The organism is Pedobacter sp. CG_S7, assembly GCF_040544395.1.
Classification (GTDB): Bacteria; Bacteroidota; Bacteroidia; order Sphingobacteriales; family Sphingobacteriaceae; genus Pedobacter.
In genome coordinates, this window is record NZ_JBEONS010000105.1 from 1 (window position 1) to 1,144 (window position 1,144).

Here is a 1,144-nt window from a genome sequence, read left to right on the forward strand (position 1 = left end):
AAATAAAGCAAAACAAACAAAAAAATCCTAACACGAAATCCACAAAATGTTAACAAGCATCTGATTTTTAACTATTTTTATGCGTTGACCCTGGGTTTCTTACGGTAAATACCTTTAGTTCTGATAAAAAATGATATCTTTGCATCTCTTTAAAAAAGAAGATGATTCCGTAGCTCAGCTGGTAGAGCATTACACTTTTAATGTAGTGGTCCTGGGTTCGAATCCCAGCGGGATCACAGAGAATAGTATCAGAACGTATAAAAGCCTGCAAATCAAATGATTGCAGGCTTTTGTTTTTAGGTAAATGCCAAAATTCGTATGAATTCACATATAAAAGGTGAGTGATTCGGTGAGTAGTTTGAAAGTGGAGTTGCTACATTTGACTAGAGGAATTTAGTTGTCAGATTTAACTATAAACTATTAAATTTGAGTATAAGAGTAAACGAGTGTTTAATGATTCCTTCAAAAGAATGGCTATAGATTTATCCAATAGCCGATGAACGGTAAAAGAGGTTGCGGATGAGCTGGGGATACACGACAGCCTATTAAGTAAATGGAGGCAACGGGATTCCGAATCGAAACAGCCTGCAGTTATCTTAACTGAAAACCAGAAATTGATCAAAAAGCTGCAAAAGGATCTTAAGGATTCCCAAATGGAGGGCGATATTTTAAAAAAGGCGGTCGGCATCTTTTCCAAGAGAGACGGGAGATATTTGGATTTATAAAAGAGCACCGAAGAATATTTCAAGTTGAAATGATGTGTGGGTACTCTGTGTAGGTAATAGTAGCTTTTATTATTGGTTAAAGCATCCGCAAGGGAAACGTGAGCTCAATGGGACTTCTCTTTTGGTAGAAATTCAAGAAGCTTACCAAGCTAGCAAAGGTCGTTACGGCAGTCCACGGATTACCGCCGAGCAGTTAAAGAAAGGAATTCAAACTTCAAGACCAAGAGTGGCTAGGCTGATGCGAAAATGGAATATAAGAAGTATCGTTCGTAAGAAGTGGGTGCAGACAACAGATTCTGACCACATGGAATTGCAATAGTCTAATAAAGTTTTTTTTTATCAGGTTATTTTTTTTGAGAAGCATTACTTTAGATTTTGTTGGGTTAGTTTTTATGCTGCTTTTCCATTATTTATCAAAG

At 36.7% G+C, this 1,144-nt stretch carries 1 protein-coding gene, 1 tRNA gene and 1 pseudogene; all 3 read left to right on the top strand.

Annotation, left to right across the window (positions count from 1 at the left end; genetic code table 11):
- Positions 1 to 163 precede the first annotated feature (163 nt).
- The 3 genes and pseudogenes from AAKU52_RS17465 (at position 164) to AAKU52_RS17475 (ending at position 1,044) form a co-directional block, all read left to right on the top strand.
- Positions 164 to 236, top strand: a tRNA-Lys gene (locus tag AAKU52_RS17465).
- Between the two features lie 276 nt (positions 237 to 512).
- A pseudogene (locus AAKU52_RS17470) lies at positions 513 to 725 on the top strand (hypothetical protein); the annotation flags it as partial.
- Between the two features lie 34 nt (positions 726 to 759).
- The gene (locus AAKU52_RS17475) at positions 760 to 1,044 is read left to right on the top strand and encodes an IS3 family transposase (protein WP_354335920.1); all 285 of its coding nucleotides are present in this window, start codon (positions 760 to 762) and stop codon (positions 1,042 to 1,044) included.
- Positions 1,045 to 1,144 lie beyond the last annotated feature (100 nt).